Origin of the sequence: Nocardioides sp. CF8 (genome assembly GCF_000389985.1) — a bacterium.
Lineage (GTDB): Bacteria > Actinomycetota > Actinomycetes > Propionibacteriales > Nocardioidaceae > Nocardioides > Nocardioides allogilvus.
The window spans coordinates 504,664-526,200 of sequence record NZ_CM001852.1; the positions used below are offsets into that span (position 1 = coordinate 504,664).

Annotated in this window: 26 protein-coding genes, 3 tRNA genes and 1 pseudogene; 20 read left to right on the forward strand and 10 right to left on the reverse strand. The window is 70.2% G+C overall.

Going from position 1 to position 21,537, the window contains the following annotated elements:
• Positions 1-37: 37 nt before the first annotated feature.
• Positions 38-2,389: an FdhF/YdeP family oxidoreductase gene (locus CF8_RS02405; protein WP_107704520.1), complete on the forward strand. Its 2,352-nt coding sequence runs from the start codon at positions 38-40 to the stop codon at positions 2,387-2,389.
• Here the strand turns inward: CF8_RS02405 and CF8_RS02410 are convergent, their stop codons facing one another.
• Positions 2,390-2,938: a dihydrofolate reductase family protein gene (locus CF8_RS02410; RefSeq protein WP_010831549.1), complete on the reverse strand. Its 549-nt coding sequence runs from the start codon at positions 2,936-2,938 to the stop codon at positions 2,390-2,392. It abuts the gene before it with no gap.
• Between the two features lie 142 nt (positions 2,939-3,080).
• Between CF8_RS02410 and CF8_RS02415 the strand changes: the two genes are divergently transcribed.
• Entirely contained in the window at positions 3,081-4,067 is a 987-nt protein-coding gene (locus tag CF8_RS02415) for a pirin family protein (RefSeq protein WP_010831550.1), read from the forward strand.
• Between the two features lie 9 nt (positions 4,068-4,076).
• Here the strand turns inward: CF8_RS02415 and CF8_RS02420 are convergent, their stop codons facing one another.
• The 4 genes from CF8_RS02420 to CF8_RS02435 are packed head-to-tail and all read right to left on the reverse strand — an operon-like array spanning position 4,077 to position 6,308.
• A complete protein-coding gene (locus CF8_RS02420) occupies positions 4,077-4,637 on the reverse strand; it encodes a TerD family protein (RefSeq protein WP_010831551.1) in 561 nt (186 codons plus the stop codon).
• The gene (locus CF8_RS02425; protein WP_010831552.1) at positions 4,634-4,984 is read right to left on the reverse strand and encodes a TfoX/Sxy family protein; all 351 of its coding nucleotides are present in this window, start codon (positions 4,982-4,984) and stop codon (positions 4,634-4,636) included. The genes CF8_RS02420 and CF8_RS02425 overlap by 4 nt, the downstream gene beginning before the upstream one ends.
• Before the next feature lie 5 nt (positions 4,985-4,989).
• Positions 4,990-5,976 (reverse strand): TIGR03086 family metal-binding protein, encoded by a 987-nt coding sequence (locus CF8_RS02430; RefSeq protein ID WP_010831553.1) that lies wholly within the window; start codon positions 5,974-5,976, stop codon positions 4,990-4,992.
• An 11-nt stretch (positions 5,977-5,987) separates the two neighbouring features.
• The gene (locus tag CF8_RS02435; protein WP_010831554.1) at positions 5,988-6,308 is read right to left on the reverse strand and encodes an ArsR/SmtB family transcription factor; all 321 of its coding nucleotides are present in this window, start codon (positions 6,306-6,308) and stop codon (positions 5,988-5,990) included.
• Positions 6,309-6,407: 99 nt separating this feature from the next.
• Here CF8_RS02435 and CF8_RS02440 point away from each other — a divergent pair, with 99 nt between their 5' ends.
• The 10 genes from CF8_RS02440 (at position 6,408) to CF8_RS02485 (ending at position 11,817) form a co-directional block, all read left to right on the forward strand.
• Positions 6,408-6,998 carry a DNA-3-methyladenine glycosylase I gene (locus CF8_RS02440; protein ID WP_010831555.1) on the forward strand — a complete coding sequence of 197 codons (591 nt, stop codon included), beginning with the start codon at positions 6,408-6,410 and terminating at the stop codon, positions 6,996-6,998.
• On the forward strand, positions 6,995-7,336 hold the full coding sequence (locus CF8_RS02445; protein ID WP_010831556.1) for a CidA/LrgA family protein: 342 nt from the start codon (positions 6,995-6,997) through the stop codon (positions 7,334-7,336). Before CF8_RS02440 ends, CF8_RS02445 begins: the two co-directional genes overlap by 4 nt.
• Positions 7,333-8,040 (forward strand): LrgB family protein, encoded by a 708-nt coding sequence (locus tag CF8_RS02450; RefSeq protein WP_010831557.1) that lies wholly within the window; start codon positions 7,333-7,335, stop codon positions 8,038-8,040. The genes CF8_RS02445 and CF8_RS02450 overlap by 4 nt, the downstream gene beginning before the upstream one ends.
• A 22-nt stretch (positions 8,041-8,062) precedes the next feature.
• Complete coding sequence (locus tag CF8_RS02455; protein WP_010831558.1) at positions 8,063-9,460, forward strand: amidase; 1,398 nt, start codon at positions 8,063-8,065, stop codon at positions 9,458-9,460.
• A gap of 60 nt (positions 9,461-9,520) precedes the next feature.
• A tRNA-Thr gene (locus CF8_RS02460) sits at positions 9,521-9,593 on the forward strand.
• Between the two features lie 43 nt (positions 9,594-9,636).
• Positions 9,637-9,710 (forward strand) — tRNA-Met (locus CF8_RS02465).
• A gap of 42 nt (positions 9,711-9,752) precedes the next feature.
• Positions 9,753-9,923: a 50S ribosomal protein L33 gene (rpmG, locus tag CF8_RS02470; RefSeq protein ID WP_036490026.1), complete on the forward strand. Its 171-nt coding sequence runs from the start codon at positions 9,753-9,755 to the stop codon at positions 9,921-9,923.
• 64 nt (positions 9,924-9,987) lie between these two features.
• The gene (locus tag CF8_RS02475; RefSeq protein WP_010831560.1) at positions 9,988-10,386 is read left to right on the forward strand and encodes an FAS1-like dehydratase domain-containing protein; all 399 of its coding nucleotides are present in this window, start codon (positions 9,988-9,990) and stop codon (positions 10,384-10,386) included.
• Positions 10,383-10,772 carry a MaoC/PaaZ C-terminal domain-containing protein gene (locus CF8_RS02480; protein WP_010831561.1) on the forward strand — a complete coding sequence of 130 codons (390 nt, stop codon included), beginning with the start codon at positions 10,383-10,385 and terminating at the stop codon, positions 10,770-10,772. Before CF8_RS02475 ends, CF8_RS02480 begins: the two co-directional genes overlap by 4 nt.
• Positions 10,765-11,817 carry a UDP-N-acetylmuramate dehydrogenase gene (locus CF8_RS02485; protein ID WP_010831562.1) on the forward strand — a complete coding sequence of 351 codons (1,053 nt, stop codon included), beginning with the start codon at positions 10,765-10,767 and terminating at the stop codon, positions 11,815-11,817. Before CF8_RS02480 ends, CF8_RS02485 begins: the two co-directional genes overlap by 8 nt.
• Positions 11,818-11,826: 9 nt before the next feature.
• On the opposite strand, the gene CF8_RS20610 is transcribed toward CF8_RS02485, so the two are convergent.
• From CF8_RS20610 to CF8_RS02500, 3 genes are read right to left on the reverse strand one after another with little or no spacing between them, the layout of a single operon-like run.
• Positions 11,827-12,441, reverse strand: coding sequence for a DUF4190 domain-containing protein (locus CF8_RS20610; protein WP_010831563.1), 615 nt, complete (start codon positions 12,439-12,441; stop codon positions 11,827-11,829).
• Positions 12,438-13,478, reverse strand: a complete 1,041-nt coding sequence (locus CF8_RS02495; protein WP_010831564.1) for an adenosine deaminase — start codon at positions 13,476-13,478, stop codon at positions 12,438-12,440. The genes CF8_RS20610 and CF8_RS02495 overlap by 4 nt, the downstream gene beginning before the upstream one ends.
• Before the next feature lie 40 nt (positions 13,479-13,518).
• Positions 13,519-14,391: a glycerophosphodiester phosphodiesterase gene (locus CF8_RS02500; RefSeq protein ID WP_010831565.1), complete on the reverse strand. Its 873-nt coding sequence runs from the start codon at positions 14,389-14,391 to the stop codon at positions 13,519-13,521.
• Between the two features lie 231 nt (positions 14,392-14,622).
• On the opposite strand from CF8_RS02500, the gene CF8_RS02505 reads away from it, so the two are divergent.
• The 5 genes from CF8_RS02505 (at position 14,623) to rplA (ending at position 17,299) form a co-directional block, all read left to right on the forward strand.
• A tRNA-Trp gene (locus CF8_RS02505) sits at positions 14,623-14,695 on the forward strand.
• 44 nt (positions 14,696-14,739) lie between these two features.
• A complete protein-coding gene (gene secE, locus CF8_RS02510) occupies positions 14,740-14,997 on the forward strand; it encodes a preprotein translocase subunit SecE (protein WP_036490027.1) in 258 nt (85 codons plus the stop codon).
• Positions 14,998-15,104: 107 nt separating this feature from the next.
• The gene (nusG, locus tag CF8_RS02515) at positions 15,105-15,965 is read left to right on the forward strand and encodes a transcription termination/antitermination protein NusG (RefSeq protein WP_010831567.1); all 861 of its coding nucleotides are present in this window, start codon (positions 15,105-15,107) and stop codon (positions 15,963-15,965) included.
• A gap of 105 nt (positions 15,966-16,070) precedes the next feature.
• On the forward strand, positions 16,071-16,499 hold the full coding sequence (rplK, locus tag CF8_RS02520) for a 50S ribosomal protein L11 (RefSeq protein ID WP_010831568.1): 429 nt from the start codon (positions 16,071-16,073) through the stop codon (positions 16,497-16,499).
• A gap of 80 nt (positions 16,500-16,579) precedes the next feature.
• A complete protein-coding gene (rplA, locus tag CF8_RS02525) occupies positions 16,580-17,299 on the forward strand; it encodes a 50S ribosomal protein L1 (RefSeq protein WP_010831569.1) in 720 nt (239 codons plus the stop codon).
• 79 nt (positions 17,300-17,378) lie between these two features.
• On the opposite strand, the gene CF8_RS02530 is transcribed toward rplA, so the two are convergent.
• A complete protein-coding gene (locus CF8_RS02530; RefSeq protein WP_010831570.1) occupies positions 17,379-18,377 on the reverse strand; it encodes a DnaB-like helicase C-terminal domain-containing protein in 999 nt (332 codons plus the stop codon).
• Between the two features lie 167 nt (positions 18,378-18,544).
• Here CF8_RS02530 and CF8_RS02535 point away from each other — a divergent pair, with 167 nt between their 5' ends.
• On the forward strand, positions 18,545-19,381 hold the full coding sequence (locus tag CF8_RS02535; RefSeq protein WP_036490028.1) for a hypothetical protein: 837 nt from the start codon (positions 18,545-18,547) through the stop codon (positions 19,379-19,381).
• A 15-nt stretch (positions 19,382-19,396) separates the two neighbouring features.
• Here the strand turns inward: CF8_RS02535 and CF8_RS02540 are convergent, their stop codons facing one another.
• Complete coding sequence (locus tag CF8_RS02540) at positions 19,397-20,392, reverse strand: DnaB-like helicase C-terminal domain-containing protein (protein ID WP_010831572.1); 996 nt, start codon at positions 20,390-20,392, stop codon at positions 19,397-19,399.
• A gap of 272 nt (positions 20,393-20,664) precedes the next feature.
• Here CF8_RS02540 and rplJ point away from each other — a divergent pair, with 272 nt between their 5' ends.
• Positions 20,665-21,336, forward strand: coding sequence for a 50S ribosomal protein L10 (gene rplJ, locus CF8_RS02545; protein WP_010831573.1), 672 nt, complete (start codon positions 20,665-20,667; stop codon positions 21,334-21,336).
• A gap of 77 nt (positions 21,337-21,413) precedes the next feature.
• Positions 21,414-21,537, forward strand: a pseudogene (locus CF8_RS22870) (50S ribosomal protein L7/L12); the annotation flags it as partial.

Below are 21,537 nucleotides of genomic sequence, written 5' to 3' on the forward strand. Positions count from 1 at the left end.
CGCGACAGCCCACGGTGTCGGGGGCAAGATGGGGGACATGTTGTTCTCGAAGAAGGTCGAAGACGAGAAATCCCTCGAGGTCGAGCACGGGCCGCACACCGCGGCTGGTGTCACCGGGGTCGCGAAGGCCATGGAGTCCGGCATCAGCCAGATGGGCCTGCGGCGTACGGCGCAGACCCTGCTCAAGCTCAACCAGGTCGACGGCTTCGACTGTCAGGGATGTGCGTGGCCCGACCCCAGTCCGGACCACCGCCACACGGCGGAGTTCTGCGAGAACGGCGCGAAGGCCGTCGCCGAGGAGGCGACCCGGGAGCGCGTCGGTCCCGACTTCTTCCGCGAGCACTCGCTGGCCGACCTCGAGCAGCGCTCGGAGTTCTGGCTGGGCAAGCAGGGCCGGATCACCGAGCCGATGGTGCTGCGTCCGGGCGCGACGCACTACGAACCCATCTCCTGGGACGACGCCAACGAGTTGATGGCCGGCCACCTCGCGCGGCTCGAAGACCCTGACGAGGCGGTGTTCTACACCTCGGGCAAGGTCTCCAACGAGGCCGCCTTCGCCTACCAGCTCTTCGCCCGGGCCTTCGGCACCAACAACCTGCCCGACTGCTCCAACATGTGCCACGAGTCCAGCGGCACCGCCCTCGTCGAGACCATCGGCATCGGCAAGGGCTCGGTCAGCCTCGACGACATCCACCGTGCGTCGTTGATCGTCGTCGCCGGCCAGAACCCCGGCACCAACCACCCGCGCATGCTCTCCGCCCTCGAGGAGGCCAAGCACAACGGCGCGAAGATCATCTCGATCAACCCGCTCGAGGAGCCGGGCATGGTCCGCTTCAAGAATCCGCAGCGCCCGCGCGGCGTCGTCGGCACCGGTACGGAGATGGCCGACCTGCACCTGCCGATCCGCATCAACGGCGACCTCGCGCTGTTCCAGGCCATCGGTGCGCTGCTCGTCGAGTGGGACGCGCTCGACCACGACTTCCTCGAGACCTACACCGAGGGCTTCGAGGCCTACGCCGCCCACGTCGCCGACCTCGACTGGGCGAAGGTCGAGCGGTCCACCGGGCTGAGCCGCGCGCAGGTCACCGCGGCCGCCGAGATGTTCCGCGACTCCGAGGCGACGATCACCTGCTGGGCGATGGGCATCACCCAGCACCACAACTCCGTCGCGGTGATCAAGGAGATCGTCAACGTCGCCATGTTGCAGGGCAACATCGGCCGGCCCGGTGCCGGCCTGTGCCCGGTGCGCGGGCACTCCAACGTCCAGGGCGACCGGACGATGGGCATCTGGGAGCAGGTGCCCGACCACTTCCTCGACGCGCTGCGTGACGAGTTCGGCTTCGAACCGCCCCGCGAGCACGGCTACGACACCGTCAAGGCGATCCGCGCCATGCGCGACGGCAAGGTCCGGGTCTTCTTCGGCCTCGGGGGCAACTTCGTCGCGGCGGCGCCGGACACCGAGGTGACCGAGAAGGCGATGCGCAGCTGCGCCCTCACGGTGCACGTCTCGACCAAGCTCAACCGCTCGCACATGGTCACCGGGGGAGAGGCGCTCATCCTCCCCGCGCTCGGTCGCAGCGAGCAGGACCTCACCGGCGGTCGTCGCCAGCGCGTCACCGTCGAGGACTCGATGTCGGCGGTGCATGCCTCGCACGGCCCGCTCAAGCCGGCGTCGAAGCACCTGCGGTCCGAGGTCGACATCGTCTGCTCGCTGGCCCTCGCGACGTTGCCCGACTCCACGATCCCGTGGGCGGCCATGCGCGACGACTACAGCCGCATCCGCCACCACATCGCGCGCGTGGTCCCCGGGTGTGCTGCCTACGACGAGAAGATCGACCAGCCGGGCGGGTTCGTGCTGCCCCACCCGCCGCGTGACTCGCGCACGTTCGAGACGAAGAGCGGCAAGGCGGTCATCACGTCGACGCCGATCGAGGTGCTCGAGGTCGACGCCGGCCGGCTGATCCTGCAGACGCTGCGATCCCACGACCAGTTCAACACCACCATCTACGGCCTCGACGACCGCTACCGCGGGATCAAGGGCGGGCGCCGGGTCGTGTTCGTGCACCCGTCCGACATCGAGTCCCTGGGTCGCAGCGACGGCGACATGGTGGACCTGGTCGGCGAGTGGGAGGACGGTGAGCGGGTCGCACGCGGCTTCCGGATCGTGTCCTACGACCAGCCGCGCGGGTGCGCCGCGGCCTACTACCCCGAGACCAACCCGCTCGTGCCGCTCGACTCGACGGCGGAGGGCAGCAACACCCCGACGTCGAAGTCGGTGATCGTGCGGCTCGAGGAGCCGGGCTACCAGCCGACGGACGAGAGCCGGGGTGTCACTGAGGGTCGGGGCACGGGCGGGCGGCGCGTGGTCACGCCCCACCACCTGAGCTGATCAGGACCCGTTCGACTCCGGCGCGAGCACCTGCACGACGATCCCGCTGTCGAAGCGGTGGGTGTCGACGAGCTTCAGGTGGGTCGTGTCGACGAGGCCGTCGAGCAGCCGGTCGCCCGTGCCCGCGATCACCGGGAAGACCCACAGGTGCAGTTCGTCGAGCAGGCCGCGCGAGAGCAGGGTCTGGTCGAGCTCGCCGGTGCCGAACTTCAGCAGGTCGCCGCCGGGCTGGTCCTTGACCGCGGCGAGGGCGTCGCCGGTGTCGCCGGCGAGCGGCGACGCGTTCCAGGTCAGGTCGGTGAGGGTGCGGGTGGCGACGTGCTTGGGCATCGCGTTGATCTTGTCGCTGTAGGGATCGCCCGAGCGGCTCGGCCACGCGCCGGCGAAGTTCTCGTAGGTCTCACGACCGAGCACGAGCGCGTCGGCGGAGTCGAGCAGGTGGGTGGCGTACTCCTGGTGCTGGGCGTCCCAGTAGGGCACTCCCCAGACCTGGGGATCACCGATGACGCCGTCCAGCGTCACGAACGTTGACTCGACGAGCTTCCGCATGCGGATCAGTCCTTCTCGTAGAACGGTGCGAAACGTGCTCCGGTCCCTGTGACCCTAGGGAGGGTGAAGGTGCCGGGTCGAGTGAAATTGCTGCCAACGGACCTCGATGTGCGGCCGATTCCCCGGAGTAGCGTGGGGGACCATGACCAACCCCGAGCGCGACCCCCAGGAGACCGTGGCGACCACGGGCGACGTCGAGTGCGGCATCGAGGTCCTCTCGCCGCGCGACGTGCCGCTCGGCGGGCCTCGCGCGATGCGGGTGCGCCGTACCCTCCCGCAGCGCGAGCGCTCGCTCATCGGCGCCTGGTGCTTCGTCGACCACTACGGTCCCGACCTGGTCGCCGAGTCGGGCGGCATGAGCGTCGCGCCCCACCCGCACACCGGGCTGCAGACCGTCAGCTGGTTGTTCGAGGGCGAGATCCGCCACCGCGACAGCGCGGGCAACGACGCGATGGTGCGGCCCGGCGAGGTCAACCTGATGACCGGCGGCCAGGGCATCAGTCACTCCGAGGTGTCGACGGCCGGGACGACGTCGCTGCACGGCGTCCAGCTCTGGGTGGCCCTGCCCGACGCGAGCCGTCACGTCGCGCCCGGCTTCGCCCACCACGCGCCGGCGTTGCTGACCGGGTCGGGCTGGCAGGCGCGTGTGTTCCTCGGCTCGCTGCTCGGGGACACGTCGCCGGTGTCGACGCACACACCGCTCCTCGGTGCGGAGCTGCACCTCGACCCGGGGGCCAGGCTCGACCTCGAGGTGGACGACACCTTCGAGCTCGGCTTCCTCGTCGACCGCGGCGTCCTGCAGGTCGACGAGCGCGAGGTCAAGCAGGACGAGCTCGCCTACGTCGCTCCCGGTCGTACGTCGATCGCGCTGACCGCAGGTGCTGAAGCCGTGCGCGTGGTGGTGCTCGGCGGTCCGCCGTTCGGCGAGCAGATCGTCATGTGGTGGAACTTCGTGGGCCGCACCCACGAGGAGGTCGTCGCGTTCCGTGAGGAGTGGCAGGACCAGGTCGTCGGTGTGACCGACGGCCGCGAGGTGCGACCCGGTCGCTTCGGCATCGTGGTCGACGAACCGCTCCCGCCGATCCCCGCGCCCACCCTGCCCAACGCGCGGCTCCGCTCGCGCGGCTAGGTAGCCCGCTCAGGCGTACGGCGCCAGCGACTCGATCGAGTCCGTCGGTGTCTTGAGGGCGATGCCCGAGCCGATGGCGTGCAGCTGCCACGCGTCGCCGTACCGCACGAGCTTGGCCAGGACGGCGCCCGTCTCGCGCACCTCGAGCGTGAGCGTGAAGCGGGCGAGCTCGACACCGGCGTCGTCGATCAGGCGGCAGTAGGCGTTGCGGATGTACTCCAGCGAGTGGCCCTGGTAGCTCGTCACCAGGAACAGGATCGTGTCGACCTTCGCGTAGACCTTGGCCAGGTCGACGCTGATCGACTCGTCGTCGCCCTCGCCCTTGCCCGTGGTGTTGTCGCCGAGGTGCACGACCGAGCCGTCGCGGGTCGCGAGGTTGTTGAAGAACGCGACGTCGAAGAACTGGCCGCCGGCGAACTGCACGGCCGACGCGTCGAGGTCGGCCGGTGCCGCTCCGCTGCCCGCGAAACCGGCCGTATGGGTGTGCTCCCAGCCGACGGCCATCCGGAGCTTTCCGAGCGGCTGGCCGTCCGCCAGGGTGAGCGACTCGCCCGCTGACAGCTGGGTCACTTCTTCGCCTTCTTCACCTTCGGCGGCAAGGTCGCGATGTGCTCGCGGGCCCGCTCGATCCACGACATCGCCTCCTCGTCGCTGAAGGACTCCGGCAGCGCGAGCCAGCCACCCATCGGGCGCTCGGCCGGCCCGAACGGACCCGCGCCCTCGATGGCGCCGAGCTCGGCGAGGTCCTCCGCGGAGGCCTTGACGCCGACCGCGGACCCGAACAACCCGGCATACATGTTGCCGTTCACGAACGCGCCGACCGAGCCGAACATCGGCTTGATCTCGACGCCCGGGCCCTCGGTGACCAGCGACCGGAAGCGGGCCTTGTCCTCGTCGGTGTGCTTCGGCATCTCCATGGTCGTCAGGCTACGACCGCGACGGGCGTACGGCGACCGGCGAACGCCGCAAGCCGGTCGAGCGGCGACGCGTCGGCCGGGGCCTCGACCTCGTCGGAGAACGCGCCGCGAGCGCGGGCGCCCACGATGATGTCGCCGCCGTGCTCGCGCACCCAGGCGACGACCTCGTCGGCGACGGTGACCTGCTGGCCGCTGGCCTGCGCGAAGTCCCAGGCGTGCAGCAGGAACTCGATCGACAGGATCGTCACCGCCACGCGCGCAGGCAGGTCGTGGCCGCCGGGACCGGCCACCGTGCCCTCGACGCCGCGGGCGCGGTAGGCCTCGATCACGTCGCCGGCCATGGTCGAGACGCGGTCCTCCAGGGTGCCGTCCTCCGGGGTCGCGATGTCGGCGCCGGCCATCGCGCCGACCCCGACGAGCGAGCCGAGGAGGTGGGTGGCCAGGGCGTCGCAGTCGAAGTCGGCGCACGGCGTCTGCGCGGCCATGTCCTCGGCCGCGAGGCCGCGCAGGACGGGCTGGAGGACCGCGAGCGTGGCCTCGGCGGCCGTGAGCTCGTCGAGGTTCTCCGGGGCCGCGGCCCACTCGTCCTGGCCGGCGTCGCCGGTGGTGGCGAGCCGCTCGAGCCGCTCGAAGAAGTGGTTCCAGCCCTCGGAGTGGCTCGCGGCCTGCTCGCCGGTCAGGCCCTCATGCACGAGGGTGACCTCGGTGCCGTCGCCGACCGGCGTGAGGGTGATGGAGACGGTGGAGGTGGCGGGGTCGAGGCCGCCCTCCCAGCCCCAGCCGAGGACGATCCGCTTGCCCGGCACGAGCTCGAGGACGGTGCCGGCGACGATGTGGCCGGGCGTGACCGTCCAGCGGTAGTCGCCACCGACGCGCAGGTCGATGCGCGCGGTGACGGTCTGCCAGCGGCGCAGCCGCTCGGGCTGGGTGACGAGGGCGAAGGCCTCGTCGACGGAGACGGGCAGGACGGCGGTCTTGGTGACAGTGGTCATGGGAGTGCCTTTCAGCGGTGGTCGGTTGGGCGGTTGTCGTCGAGGTGGTGTGCGTCGGCGACCAGCAGGTCGAGCTCGGTCGTCCAGAAGCGGTCGATCTCGGCCTGGAGCTCGCGCAGGCCGTCGGGTCGGACGCGGTAGATCCGCTGGCGCCCGACCTTCTCGGCCGTGACCAGGCCGACCTCCTCCAGCAGCAGCAGGTGCTGGGAGATGGCCGAGCGGGTGACGGTGAAGTCGGCAGCGATCTCGCTGACCGTCCGCGGCTGCGGGGCCAGCAGTTGCAGGATCCGGCGCCGGGTGGGCTCCGCGGCAGCGGAGAGGGCGTCGGTCATGAGTAATACGTTAGTCATGACTAACGCATTAGGTCAAGCGGGTCGGCGGCTCGGGGTCGGGTTGGCGCCGGCTCGGCGGGCCGCGCGAGGATGACGCCCATGGCCGGACCTGTGATCGGAGACGACGGACTCGCGCGCTGCCCGTGGGGTGCGGGCGACCCGGTCAACCTCGCCTACCACGACACGGAGTGGGGGATGCCGGTCGTCGGCGAGGCCGCCCACCTGGAGCGGCTGACCCTGGAGGCGTTCCAGTCGGGGCTGTCCTGGCTGACGATCCTGAACAAGCGCGAGGCCTTCCGCGAGGTGTTCGTCGGCTTCGACGCCGACGTGGTCGCGGCGTACGACGACAGCGACACCGAGCGCCTGATGCTCGAGGCACGCATCGTGCGCAACCGCCGCAAGATCGACGCCGCCGTCGCGAACGCCAGGGCGACCGTGGCGCTGCGCGACCAGGGCGGACTCGTCGACTTCCTGTGGTCCTTCCGTCCCGACCGGACCCCCGCCCCCCACGACACGGACGAGATGGGGGCGACCAGCCCCGAGAGCCTCGCCCTGAGCAAGGCACTGAAGAGGATCGGCTTCGCGCACGTCGGCCCGACCACGATGTATGCGCTGATGCAGGCCGTCGGGATCGTCGACGACCACCTCGTCGGCTGCCACCGCCGCGGCTCGAGCGGGGTCTGGGCGTGATCAACGGCCTCATGTGGCTCCTGGTCTGCCAGGTCGTCGGCGAGGTCGCGGTCCGCCTGACGGATGCGCCCGTGCCGGGGCCGATCGTCGGGATGGTGCTGCTCTTCGCGCTCCTCCAGTGGCGAGATCCCGACGAGGGCGCCGGCGTGCTGCGGGCCTCGGACGCGATGCTCCGTCACCTGCAGCTCTTCTTCGTCCCGGCGGGCGTCGGCATCGTCACCTACCTCGCCGTCCTGCGAGCAGACGCGCTGCCGATCGTGGGCGCCATGGCCGTGAGCTGGCTCGCCGGCCTGCTCGTCGTCGGCTGGCTCGTGACGCTCATGACGAGGCGCACATGAGCGAGGCCCTCGAGTGGCTGCGCACCTCGCCGCTCGCCCTGGTGGCGCTGACGCTGGTCGGCTACCGCCTCGGCTGCGAGGCGCGCGACCGGACGGGCGGGCACGCGCTCGCGCAGCCGGTGCTCGTCGCGATCGTGTTCATCGGCCTGGTCCTCTGGGCGGCCGACATCGACTACGCCGCCTACCGCGAGGGCACCGAGATCGTCGCGTTCTGGCTCGGTCCGGCGACCGTCGCGCTCGCGGTCCCACTGCATCGGCAGGTACGGCGACTGCGGGGCGTCCTGCTGCCGATGCTGGTCGCCATCCCGGTCGGCGCGGCGGCGTCGATCGTCACGGCCTACGCGCTCGTGAAGGCGCTCGGCGGCGACGAGGTGCTGGCGGTGACGATGGCCCCCAAGGCCGCGACGACGCCCGTCTCGATCGCGTTGTCCGAGGTGGCCGGCGGCATCCCGTCGCTGACGGCGGTGTTCGCGATCTCGATCGGGGTCCTCGGTGCGGTGGTCGGTCCGGCCGTGCTCGACCTGGCGCGTGTGCGTGACCGCCGGGCACGCGGCCTGGCGCTCGGTGCCACCTCGCACGGGATCGGGACGAGTCGCGCCCTGGCCGAGGACGAGACCGAGGGCGCGTTCAGCGGCTTGTCGATGGGCCTGACCGCCCTCGCCACGAGCATGCTGCTCCCCGTCCTGCTCCTGCTCCTGCAGTGACGTCGGGGCTACCCTGCCCGGCATGACCCGCGTGCACGCCTTCGCCGACGACGCCCTGCAGGACCTCGACGCGGTGGGGCTGGTGGCTGCGATGCACGCCGGCCTCCCGGTCACCGAGGTGATCGACGCGGCGATCGCCCGCGCGCAGGCGGTCGACGCCGACCTGGGGGCGATGGCCCATGCGGCCTTCGAGCGGGCTCGCGCCGAGTCGCGGGCGCCGCGGCCCGGCTTCTTCGCCGGGGTGCCGACGTTCGTCAAGGACAACGTCGACGTCGCGGGGATGCCCACCCAGCACGGCACCGACGCCTTCGTCGGAGGTCCCCGCAAGCAGGACGGCGACTTCGCCCGGATGTTCCTCGCCACGGGCGTGATCCCGCTCGGCAAGACCCGGCTCTCGGAGTTCGGCTTCAATGCCGCCGTCGACCACGCGCGCCTCGGCCCGGTGCGCACCCCGTGGCACCTCGACCACTACGCCGGCGCCTCCTCCGCGGGCTCGGCCGCGTTCGTCGCGGCCGGCGTGGTCCCGATCGCGCACGCCAACGACGGTGGCGGGTCGATCCGCATCCCGGCCGCCGTCAACGGCCTCGTCGGGCTGAAGCCGACGCGCAACCGGCTGGCGCAGGACAAGATGATGCGCGACATGCCGGTGCGGATCGTCTCCGACGGCGTGCTGACCCGGTCGGTGCGTGACACGGCCGCGTTCTACCGCGAGGCCGAGAAGGTCTTCCGGCACCCGCGGCTGGCCCCGATCGGCGACCTCACCCGGCCGGGGCGCTCCCGGCTGCGGATCGCCGTGGTGACGCAGGGCGTCGGCCGCGACGCCAGCCCGGAGGTCCGCGAGCTCACCCTCAAGACCGCCGCCCTGCTCGAGTCGCTGGGTCACCGCGTCGAGGAGATCGACCCGCCGGTGCCCGACTCCTTCGTCGACGACTTCCTCCTCTACTGGGGGATGCTGGCGATGTTCATCGTGCGCACCGGCCGGAGCACCTTCGGTCCCACGTGGGACCGCTCCCGCCTCGACAACCTCACCCTCGGGCTCGATCGGCACACCCGCCGCCACCTCCACCGCCTCCCCGGCGCGATCGCCGCGATCGGCGCCAGCAAGCGCCTCGCGGCGCGCCACCGAGCGACGTACGACGTCACGCTCACGCCGACGCTGGCGACGGCCACACCCCGCGTCGGGGACCTCTCGCCGAGCGCCGACTACGACGACATCATGGGGCGGCTGCTCGACTGGGTGGCCTTCACGCCGCTGGCCAACGCCACCGGTGAGCCGTCGATCTCGCTGCCGCTGGCGACCACCTCGACGGGGCTTCCGCAGGGCATGATGCTGGGCGCCGGATGGGGTCGCGAAGCCCGGTTGATCGAGCTGGCCTACGAGTTGGAACAGGCTGCTCCGTGGCCCCGGATCCAGGACTGAGAGCGCTGCGCTGAGGCGATTTCAGTTCCCGGTCGGCCGTGTGTATTCTTCTCCGTCGTTGCCCCTTTAGCTCAGTCGGCAGAGCGTCTCCATGGTAAGGAGAAGGTCTACGGTTCGATTCCGTAAAGGGGCTCTGGGTTGGAGCTCGTCGTAGTCTGGCGGTGCACCTGCCTGGCGGCGGGGTAGCTCAGGTGGTTAGAGCACACGGCTCATAATCGTGGTGTCGCGGGTTCGAGTCCCGCCCCCGCTACCGAACAGCCTGCATTGATTCACAAACTTCTAAGGACATCCCGTGGCCAGCAAGAGCTCTGACGTTCGCCCCAAGATCACGCTCGCGTGCGTCGATTGCAAGGAGCGGAACTACATCACCAAGAAGAACCGCCGCAACGACCCCGACCGCATCGAGCTGTCGAAGTTCTGCCCGCGCTGCCGCACGCACACCGCGCACCGCGAGACCCGCTGATCCCAGCTCTTCACCTCGACCCGGCACATCTTGTGCCGGGTCGTCGTCATTTAGGCTCACGCCCATGCCCGTCGATCAGTCCCTGGTGGGGCGCGAGTTCCCACCGACGCCCCAGCGCGAGGTGTCGCGTGCCGATGTCGACGCGTTCGCGACGGCGCTCGGTGGCCCGGCGGGTGACGCAGTGCCCCCGACCTACCCCATCGTCCTGGCCTTCGACGCGATGAACGCGTTCCTGGCCGCCGAGGAGATCGACCTCTTCCGGATCATCCACGGCGAGCAGCGCTTCGCCTACGAGCGCCCGGTCCGGATCGGCGACCAGCTCACCGCCACGCTGACGGTGGCCTCGCTGCGCCAGATCGGCGGCGCCGACATCATCGGCACCAGCAGCGCGATCCACGACGCCTCCGGCGCCCTGGTCTGTACGGCGAAGGCGACCCTGGTCCACACCGCAGGTGCCGCATGAGGGCCGGCGAGGCGTTCGAGCCGGTCACCTTCCCCCTGACCCGCGCCGACCTGGTCGCCTACGCACAGGCGAGCGGCGACCCCAACCCGATCCACCAGGACGAGGACGTCGCCCGCAGCGTCGGCCTGCCCGGTGTCATCGCCCACGGCATGCTCACCCTCGGCCTCGCCGGGCGGGCGGTCGCGGCGTGGACCGACGGGGCCGAGGTCGTCGAGCTCGGCTGCAAGTTCACCAACCCGGTCGTCGTCCCGGCCGACGGCGCCGTCGAGATCGTCGTCGCCGGCTCGGTCAAGAAGGTCGAGGACGGCCTGGTCACGATCGCCCTCGAGGTGACCTGCGGTGACGTCAAGGTCCTCGGGATGCCCAAGGCCGTCGTCCGTGCCTGACCCGTCCAGCAGGCTCCTCGCCGACCACACGACCCTGCGCCTCGGCGGTCCGGCCCGCGCCTGGGTGCGCGCGGCCACGGAGCAGGAGATCATCGACGCCGTCTCCGGCGCCGACGCGAGCGGCACCCCGGTCCTGGTCCTGGGCGGCGGCTCCAACCTCGTGGTCGCCGACGAGGGCTTCGAAGGGCTCGTCGTCGAGGTCGCCACGTCCGGCATCACCCCCGACACCGACGACTGCGAGGGCGTCTGCGGCGGGGTCATGGTGCAGGTCGCCGCCGGTGAGGGCTGGGACGACTTCGTGGCCACCGCGGTCGAGCGCGGCTGGGTCGGCGTCGAGGCGCTCTCCGGCATCCCGGGTCGCGTCGGTGCCAGCCCGATCCAGAACGTCGGCGCCTACGGCCAGGACGTCGCCCAGACGATCGCGTCGGTCCGCGTGTGGGACCGCACGCTCAAGGGCGTGCGCACCTTCGCCGCTGCCGACTGCGGCTTCGGCTACCGCCACTCGCGCTTCAAGGCCGATCCCTCGCGCCACGTCGTCCTCAGCGTCGACTTCCAGCTGCGGCCGGGGTCTCTCGGCGCGCCGGTCGCCTATGCCGAGCTCGCCCGCACCCTCGGTGTCGAGGCCGGCCAGCGCGCGCCGCTCGCCGAGGTGCGCAGCGCCGTCCTCGGCCTGCGTGCCGGCAAGGGCATGGTCCTCGACCCCACCGACCACGACACCTGGAGCGCGGGGTCCTTCTTCACCAACCCGTTCCTCACGCCCGAGCAGGCCGACGCCCTCCCGCCCGACGCGCCCCGCTGGCCCCAGCCCGACGGCACCGTGAAGTCCAGCGCCGCCTGGCTGATCGAGCGCGCCGGGTTCGCCAAGGGCCACGACATCGGTGGCCGGGCCTCGCTCTCGACCAAGCACACGCTCGCGCTCACCAACCGTGGCTCTGCCACGACCGCCGAGCTGCTGGCGCTGGCGCGCGCCGTGCGCGACGGGGTGGAGCAGGCCTTCGGCGTACGCCTCGTCAACGAGCCGGTGCTCGTCGGCTGCACCCTCTGAGGACGAGCCTCAGAACGACGGGTCGGACGTGTAGGAATCGGTGTCCGGGTCGAAGTCCAGGTCGGAGCCCTCGGTGACCGAGAACGCGACCGTGAACAAGATGATCGCGGCGATGGTGCCGAGCACCAGCAGACCGGTGCCGATCATGCCCATGATCCGGCCGGCCTGCGCCTGCTCGCGTCCTGACCAGCGACCCGGGTTGGCGTCGATCTCCTTGACCGCGCGACCGCCGATCACCCAGGCGAACGGCGCCAGCAGGACCGGCACGCCGCAGACGAACATGCCGACCAGGGCGCCGATGCCCAGCACCATGGAGGTCGTCGCCGACGGGTGCGAGGCGACCTGGCCGCCGTAGGGCGGCGTGCCGTAGGGCGGCTGGGACGGGTAGCCCGGCTGCCCGTAGGGCGCCTGGCCCCACGGCTGCTGCTGGCCATGGGGCGCGTACGGCGCCTCGCCGGTCGACGGCGGGGGCTGCTGCGCCGAGGGGTCCTGACCGTAGGGCTGGCCGTAGGGCTGACCCCACGGCTGGCCGGGGGAGTCGCTGCTCCCGCTCGAGGCGGGCTGCTCCGGCTTGGGCCAGTTGGGGTCGTAGGGGTTGCTCGGCGGCTCGTCGGGTGGCGTCACCCCGACATCCTCTCAGGAACGACCGACAGCCAATCGGTGATTTCCCCGGTTGCCGCGGAGATCAGCTCGGCCGGGGCGCGCGAGGCGGCGAAGGAGCTGCGGGCGAGGTCGGCCAGCGTGGCGTCGTCGAGGTCGTGGGCGGCGCGCATGGTGGCGTACTGGCCGGCGAGCCGCGAGCCGAAGAGCAGGGGGTCGTCGGCACCCAGCGCGATGGTGGCGCCGGCCGCGATCAATTGGGGGAGCGGCACCGAGGTGAGGTCGGAGTAGACGCCGAGCGCCACGTTGGAGACCGGGCACACCTCCAGGGCCACCCCGGCCTGGACGATCCGGTCGAGCAGCGCCGGGTCCTCGGCAGCGCGCACGCCGTGGCCGAGGCGGTCGGCGTGCAGCTCGTCCAGACACACCCGGATGTGCTCGGGCCCGCGCAGCTCGCCGCCGTGCGGGGCGAGCAGCAACCCCGCGCGTTCCGCGATCGCGAAGGCCCCGGCGAACTCGCCGGTCCGTCCCCGTCGCTCGTCGTTGGACAGCCCGAAGCCGACGACTCCGTGACCGGCGTACTGCCCGGCCAGCCGGGCCAGGGTGCGCGCGTCGAGGGGGTGGCGCGTGCGGTTGGCCGCGATCACCACGGCCATGCCCAGACCGGTCCGCTCCGAGGCGTCGCGGACGCAGTCGAGCACCAGCTCGGTGAAGGTGGTGATGCCGCCGAACCGGGCGGCGTAGCCGCTGGGGTCGACCTGGATCTCGAGCCACCGCCCGCCGTCTGCGACGTCGTCCTCCGCTGCCTCGAGCACCAGTCGCCGTACGTCGTCGGGCGTGCGCAGCACCGAGCGTGCGACGTCGTAGAGGCGCTGGAAGCGGAACCAGCCCTTCTCGTCGGCGGCCGAGAGCTGGGGCGGCCAGTCCTCGACGAGGCTGTCCGGCAGCGCGATGCCGTCGCGCTCGGCGAGCTCGAGCAGCGTCGCGTGCCGCATGGAGCCGGTGAAGTGCAGGTGGAGATGCGCCTTGGGGAGCGTGTGGAGGTCGCGGTGCCCAGGCATGTCGCCATGCTAGGGCGCCGCGTCCTCGTGGTCGGGAGGTTCAGCTCTTGCGCAGGATCTCGGCGAGCACCTGCGGGTAGTTGGTGATGATCCCGTCGACCTGCCAGGACAGGGCGCGGCGCATGTCCTGCCCGCCGTTGACGGTCCACACGTTGATCTCCATGCCCGCGTCGTGCACGGCCGTGACGGTGCCCTCGCTGGTCACTCCGAGCGCCGGGTTGACCTGCTCGGCCCACGTCGCGGCAGCGTCGATCTGGGCCTGCGTCGGGGTGGCGCCGAAGAGCAGGCCGGTCGGCACGTCGGGCGCGAGGTCCTGGTAGGCCCTGAGCCAGGGGTGGTTGAAGGCCTGCACGACGACCTCGCCGCGCTTGAGCGCCCGCGTGAACTCCGGCAGCGCGCGCAGCTCCTTGTCGAGGTCGACCTCGATGCCGGGGTAGAGCTCGGGCGCCTTGGGCTCCAGGAGCATCCCGGCGCGGTTGCCCACGGCCCGCACCCACTCGCCCAGGGTCGGCACGCGCTCTCCTGCGTACGCCGCCGAGAACCACGAGCCGGCATCGAGCTGCTTGATCTCGGCGAGCGTGAACGAGCCCACCGACCAGGGGGCGCGGTCGGGGAAGACCTGCTCCACGTCCGTGGTCCGGGCGAGCGTGGTGTCGTGCATGATCACCAGCTCGCCATCGGCGGTGCGCTGGATGTCGTTCTCGATCGTGTCCGCACCCTGGGCCAGGGCCCGCTCGACGGCGGCGATCGTGTTCTCCGGCACGACCCCGGAGGAACCCCGGTGGGCGATGTTCTCGACGGCGTCCGCACCCGGGGGAGCGGCGAGCGCCGGCTCCAGCGGCGCGCCGACGAGCACGCCGGTGACGAGGAGCGGGACAGCGGAGCGGACGAGTGAGCGCAGGCGGATGTTCATGGCAGTCTCCCGAGCTGGACGACCCCCGCCGGGCGGCGAGGCCCTCCCACCTCGCCCTACCTCCTCGACGACCAGATGGCGAATGCGCGAATGGCCGATGAGGCTTGCGCGACGAAGCCGCCGGTTCGACGCCGCTGGGGGGCCTTGCGTATGCTTCACGTTTGGTGGCTCACACCACCTGCTTCGTGCTGCCCGTCCTGCGGGCGTCACCGGCGGGTGCCGATCCATCGGAGGGCACTAGCTCAACTGGCAGAGCATCGGTCTCCAAAACCGAAGGTTGGGGGTTCAAGTCCCTCGTGCCCTGCAAAACACACGGAACAGACAAACGACGAAGAGAAGGTGGCAGACGTGTCGGACTCCAACGCGGTCCACGAGTCGCGTGAGGACTCCCGCCGCGACGACGGGCAGCGCACCAGTCCTGTCACGTTCTACCGTCAGGTGGTCGCCGAGCTGCGCAAGGTCGTCTGGCCGACGCAGGAGCAGCTCATCACCTACTTCCTGGTGGTGATGGTGTTCGTCCTCGTGATGATGGCGTTCGTCGCGGCCCTCGACCTCGCCTTCGGCAAGCTCGCGTTCGCCCTGTTCACCGGCAACGCCAGCCAGTGATCGCCCGCCGGTTCGCCGGCCATGCGGATCAACCCGTGTGAATCGCAACAGTCCAGTCGACCGGCCCGCGGCCGGTCACACCAGCAGACAGAAGTTCGGAGCACTACGTGTCGGATCAGTACGACTCCTCGGATGAGTACGAGGCCACTGACGCCCCCGAGGCGACCCCGGAGGACGCCCTCGAGGCGCCGTCCGAGGACGCTCCCGCGGACGCCGTGGCCACTGAGGTGACCCCTGAGGCAGACACCGAGGAGCCCGCCGAGGGCACCGAGGAGACCGACGCCCCCGAGGACATCGACGCTGACGACGAGTCGGCCGCTGCCGACGAGCCCGAGGACGACGACCCGCTCGAGGCGTTCCGCCGCGAGCTGTGGGCCAAGCCGGGCGACTGGTTCGTCGTGCACACCTACTCCGGCATGGAGAAGCGGGTCAAGCAGAACCTCGAGAACCGCATCATCTCCCTCAACATGGAGGACTACATCCACGAGATCGTGGTCCCCACCGAGGAAGTCGCCGAGATCAAGAACGGCCAGCGCAAGATGGTCACCCGCACCGTCCTGCCCGGCTACGTCCTGGTCCGCATGGACCTCACCGACGAGTCGTGGTCCGCGGTGCGGCACACGCCGTCCGTAACCGGCTTCGTCGGCCACAGCCACCAGCCAGTGCCGCTGAGCATGCAGGAGGTCGAGGACATGCTCGCCCCTGCCGTGGTCGCCGTCGCCGAGGCCGAGGCTGCCGCCGCTGCCGGCGACAAGTCCGGTCGGGGCACCGCCACGGTCAAGAAGCCGGTCGAGGTGGCCGACTTCGACGTGTCCGACTCCGTCATGGTCGTCGATGGTCCGTTCGCGACGTTGCACGCGACGATCACCGAGATCAACGCCGAGTCCCAGAGGGTCAAGGCCCTCGTCGAGATCTTCGGCCGGGAGACCCCGGTCGAGCTGAGCTTCAGCCAGATCCAAAAGGTCTGACACCGGGGCCGGGCTCGCTCGGCCGCGACGAGGTCCAGCACCAGTTGAAGTAACACCAGTGGCAGGGGGAGGTCCCCGTCATGACCACACGAGAGAGAGAAAGAAATGCCTCCCAAGAAGAAGATTGCTGCACTCGTCAAGGTGCAGCTGCAGGCTGGCGCAGCAACTCCGGCTCCGCCGGTGGGTACCGCCCTCGGTCCCCACGGCGTGAACATCATGGACTTCTGCAAGGCCTACAACGCGCAGACCGAGTCGATGCGTGGCAACGTGATCCCTGTCGAGATCACGATCTACGAGGACCGGTCCTTCGACTTCATCACGAAGACGCCGCCGGCCGCTGAGCTGATCAAGAAGGCCGCTGGCCTGAAGAAGGGTTCGGGCGTCCCGCACAAGGAGAAGGTCGGCAAGCTGACCAAGGACCAGGTGCGCGAGATCGCGACCACCAAGCTCCCCGACCTCAACGCCAACAACATCGACGCCGCGATGAAGATCGTCGAGGGCACCGCCCGCTCCATGGGCGTCACCACCGACTGACATCTCGCGACCGCGAGCAACACCCGTGGCAGAGCCGCGCTGGCTCATTCACGACCACACTTTCAGATAAGAGGAATCCCATGCAGCGCAGCAAGACCTACCGCGCGGCGGCCGAGCAGTTCGACAAGGACGAGCTCTACGCCCCGCTGACCGCCATCAAGCTGGCCAAGGCCGGCTCGAAGAAGAAGTTCGACGAGACCCTCGACGTCGTCATGCGTCTCGGCGTCGACCCCCGCAAGGCTGACCAGATGGTGCGCGGCACCGTCAACCTGCCCCACGGCACCGGCAAGACCGCTCGCGTCCTCGTGTTCGCGGTGGCCGAGAAGGCCGACGCCGCCCGCGAGGCCGGCGCCGACTTCGTCGGTGGCGACGAGCTCATCGAGAAGGTCAACGGTGGCTGGCTCGACTTCGACGCCGTCGTCGCGACCCCCGACATGATGGGCAAGGTCGGCCGCCTCGGTCGCGTCCTCGGCCCGCGCTCGCTCATGCCCAACCCGAAGACCGGCACGGTCACGGCCGACGTCGCCAAGGCTGTCGCCGACATCAAGGGCGGCAAGATCGAGTTCCGCGTCGACCGCCACTCCAACCTGCACTTCATCATCGGCAAGGCGTCCTTCTCCGAGGCGCAGCTCGCGGAGAACTACGCCGCCGCCCTCGAAGAGGTGCTGCGTCTGAAGCCGGCCAGCTCCAAGGGCCGCTACATCAAGAAGGTCACCGTCTCCACGACCATGGGCCCCGGCGTCCAGGTCGACCCCAACCGCACCAAGAACGTCGCGGTCGAGGACGAGGCCCAAGCCTGACTTGAGCCTGAGTCACCAACTGTTCACCACCCCGGTCGCCCAGGCGGCCGGGGTGGTGTCATTTCGGGCCCGAGTCGCCCTATTCCGTGTAGACCCGTTCGTCCATCAGCTTCTCGGAGACGACCTGGCCGGTGGCGTCGAACCGCCCGCACTCGAGGTGCTTGCGGAACTCCACCTCGCCGCCGCTGTGCCCGGAGCGGTTCTTCTCGATCGTCACGACCGACCACTCCTTGAAGTGCTCGCCGCCGTTGGCGGCGTACATGAGGTGATGGCGGGCGACGACGTCGGCCTTGTTGCTCATGATCAGCACGACGTCTGCCTCGTACGCCAGGGCGGTGGAGCCGCGCATGTTGCGGGCCCGCATCCTGGTGCCGGGCTCGAGGCCGGCGCGGTCGGAGGCGGAGATCGCGAGCACGGGGCACTCGAACTCGATGCTGAGGTCCTTGAGGCCCTCGGTGATCCGGGTGACCTTCTCCTCCTCGAGCAAGTGGTCGGGCGTGCAGATCTTCTGCAGGTAGTCGATGACCACGAGGGGCGCGACGCCGTGCTCGACCAGCACGTCCTTCACGGACGCCGCGATCACGTCGAGCGTCGTCTGGGTCGCCGTGGAGCGGTGGATGTACAGCAGACCTGCGTAGCGACTCACGGCGGTCAGCGCCTCGATGCCGCCGACGTGCTCGCGGAGCCGCTCGGGCAGGCCGCCCGCGACGGAGTCGGACGCCTCGAACGCCGCACGTACCTGCTTCACACTGAGGGGCGACGGGCGGGACGAGCGCTCTGCGGCCTCGGCGGAGATGCACTTCTGCAGCAGCGTCTCGGCCTCGAGCTCGAAGGACACGAAGACGACGGGCCGGCCCGCGCTGGCGGAGCGGCGAGCCATCTGCAGCGCCAACGTCGTCTTGCCCTCGCCCTGGGCACCGGCCAGCAGGTTGAGCGTGCCGGCTCGCAGCCCGCCGCCCAGCGCCTCGTCGAGCAATGGGAACCCGGTCGGCCACAGGGGCGCCGCTGAGTCGGGGTCGAGCAGGCGACGGTCGACGCGCTCCAGCACGTCACTCGCGAGAATCAGCTTCGGGTCCACCGTCGGATTTCAACACGTCCGGAGGGTGCCCCGAGGACAAACGCATGGAATCGTTCTCGTCCCGGCCTTGTCGTCCTGGTGCCCGTTCAGCAGATGGTGGCGTGGTTTGAGCCCGGGCGCGATGGGTGAGGATGTGCGCGACCAGCCCACATCGTGAAGGAGCCACCATGGCCCGCTCGTCCCTGGCCCGCCGACTCGGCGCAGCCTCCCTGCTCACCACTCTCGTGCTGACGTCGGCGTCGTGCGGAGGCGACACCGACACCAAGGCGAGCGACGACTCGGCGGGCGTCGACACGTCCGGCAGCACCGACGAGGTCTCGGGTGACCTCGAGGAGCTCTCGGTCGAGGAGTTCTATCCCGCAGTGATGGCAGCGATGGAGAAGGCCGAGTCGATGGCCTTCAGCGTCACCACGTCGGGTGGCGCCAGCGCCACCGAGATGACCGGCGTCCTGGAGTACGGCGACGACGGGATCGCGATGGAAGCCGCGAGCACCGGCGCCCAGGCGATGGAGATGGTCATGCTCGACAAGGTCCTCTACATCTCCGGCGGCGGTCTGCCGCTGCCCGAGGGCAAGAAGTGGTTCAAGGTCGACATGACCGACCCCAACAGCATCTTCGGCCAGCTCGGCAAGGCGAGCGACCCCAGCACGCTGTTCAAGGCCATGCAGACGCCGAAGGAGTTCGAGCTGCTCGGCACCGAGGAGGTCGACGGCGTCGAGACCAACCACTACAACGTCGTGATGGACACGGCGGCCTACACCGAGGCGATGGAGATGCCGGCCGAGATGGCCGCCTACCTGCCCGAGGAGATCGGCATCGAGATGTGGGTCGACGCCGACGACCAGCCGCGCAAGTTCCACCAGGAGCTCGAGGTGCCCAGCATGACGGGCGGCAAGCCGACCACGAGCACGACCGAGGGGACCTACTACGACTTCGGCACCGACGTCGACGTCTCGGCGCCGCCGGCGGCGGAGGTCGCCGACGACATCCCCGGCCTGAGCTGACCCGCGGGCCGGTTCCTACTCGAGGAAGACCCGGTCGTCGATCAGCTGCTCGGTGACCGTCCGCCCCTCCGGTTCGAACCGGCCCTGGTCGAAGCGCTTCTTGTACTCCAGCTCGATCCCGTCGCGCCCGAAGCGGTTCTTCTCGATCCCGAGGATGGCCCACTCCCGGAAGCGCTCGGTGTTGCCGAGGTCGTACATGAGGTGGTGACGGGCCACGATGTCGACCTTGTTGTTGAGGACGAGCACGACGTCGGCCTCGTAGGCCAGGGCCGAGGACCCGCGCAGGTGGTGCATCCGCATGCGGGTGCCGGACTGGAGGGCCTCCTTCTCGGCGGCGACGATCGCGAGCACGGGCGCCGCGATGTCGATGGCGAGGTCCTTCAGCCCCTCGACGACCGTGGTCGAGCGCTCGTTCTCGTCGGCCGGCCCACCGGGGACCAGCACCTTCTGCAGGTAGTCGACCACCACGAGCGGGACGCTGCCCGTGAGCGCACGGACCCGGTCGATGTGGGCTCGGATGGCCGCGAGGTCGGTGCGGCTGCCCGTCGATCGGTGCACGAACATCAGCTCGGCGTAGGCGCGCACGGTGGACAACGCCTGCACCGCGCTGGGGATGGCGTCGAGCCGCTGCTCGATGGAGCCCACGTCGTCGCCCTCGAAGGCCTCGCGGATGGTGGTCAGGCGCGAGCGCCCGGTGGCGTCCAGCTCGCCGGCCTCCATGGCCAGCAGCTTCTGGGAGATGTCGTCGGCCTCGTGCTCGTAGGAGAAGTAGAGGACCGGGCGTCCGGTGCGTACGACGTTGCGGCAGATCTGCACCGCGAAGGTCGTCTTGCCGAGTCCGTGCGGGCCGGCGAGCAGCGCCAGGCCGCCCGAGCGCAGGCCGCCGCCGATGATGGCGTCGAGGTCGCTGAAGCCGGTCGGCCACAGACGCTCGGCGGCGTGTCGTCCGGAGCGCATGCGCTCCTCGGCTCGAGCCAGGGTGCCGCCGATGGTGTCAAGGTTGTCGTCCACGGGGCCATGCAACCAACCCCGGGCCGACCGCGTGGCAGAACTCCCGATTTGGCACGGTGCAGCCCTCGCCGTACTGTTGCTCTTCGAATCCAAAGACCGCCGGTTGTCGACGGGCATCAGCCCTGAGATCGAAGGTTCCGCCCAACAGCGGACGGCCAGCGCAGGTGAGAGCACGATCCGCAGCAATGCGGCTCCGCGCCCTGAGCCTGTGCTCGGGGCGTTTGTCGTTGTGCGGGGTCTACGCCGGTGGTCGACATCCGGAAGGAGACCCCATGGCGCGGCCAGAAAAGACTGCTGCCGTTGCGGAGATCGTTGAGTCGTTCAACGAAGCCGCCGGCGCTGTGCTGACCGAGTACCGCGGTCTCACCGTGAAGCAGCTGCAGGACCTGCGGCGCTCCCTCGGCGAGAACGCCAGCTACGCCGTGGTCAAGAACACGCTTGCCAAGATTGCCGCCACCGAGGTGGGAATCGAAGGCTTCGACGACCTGCTCACCGGCCCCACGGCCATCGCCTTCATCAATGGAGACGTGGTCGAGGCAGCCAAGGGTCTGCGTGACTTTGCCAAGGCAAACCCCGCTCTTGTCATCAAGGGCGGTGTCCTGGACGGCAAGTCCCTCGACGCTGCCGAGATCGCCAAGCTGGCCGATCTCGAGTCGCGTGAGGTCCTGTTGGGCAAGCTCGCGGGCGGCATGCTCGCGTCGCTGTCCCAGGCCGTCTACCTCCTCAACGCCCCGCTCGCCCAGGTTGCCCGGCTCGCCGGCGCCCTGGAGGCGAAGGCGTCCGAGGACCCCTCGATCCTCGCAGGTGGTGCCGGCACGCCGGCCGCTGCCGAGGAGACCCCGGCCGCTGAGGAAGCCGCCCCTGTCGAGGACACCGAGGCTCCGGCCGAGGATGCTCCCGCAGCAGAGGCGACGGACGACGCGACCGAGTCCACCGACGCCTGACCCAGGCCGACGTACACCACCTGAAACCCCATGATCCGCGCGGATGCGCGGGTCACAGATCGGAAGGAACCGCCACCATGGCGAAGCTGACCACCGTCGAGCTGCTCGACGCGTTCAAGGAAATGACCCTCATCGAGCTCTCTGAGTTCGTGAAGGAGTTCGAGGAGACCTTCGGCGTCACCGCCGCCGCTCCCGTCGCCG